Below are 233 nucleotides of genomic sequence, written 5' to 3' on the forward strand. Positions count from 1 at the left end.
GTGGCACCGTTCAGCGTTAGCGAGGCGCCGGTGTTGATGTCCAGCAGGCCGCTAAAGCCCGCCGCATTGTTGCTACCGGAAAGGTTGATGTTGCTGTTGCGCAGCACCCAGTTGCCCGTCCCGCTCAATGAATTATTCAGCGCGGTCAACGCGCCCCCCTCAAAGGCGTTAAAGTTCAGGGTGCTGCCGCTGCCAATGCTGACGCCACCGGTGCCCAGATTGGCGTTCTGCGA

The 233-nt window shown here is 60.9% G+C and carries 1 protein-coding gene; it reads right to left on the minus strand.

Annotated features, from left to right (window positions below; all coding sequences use genetic code 11):
- A partial coding sequence (locus WG891_RS26835) for a hypothetical protein (protein WP_337265129.1) occupies positions 1-233 on the minus strand: 233 nt, incomplete at both ends.

Origin of the sequence: Serratia sp. MMO-28, assembly GCF_037199905.1 — a bacterium.
Classification (GTDB): Bacteria; Pseudomonadota; Gammaproteobacteria; order Enterobacterales; family Enterobacteriaceae; genus Chania; species Chania oryzae.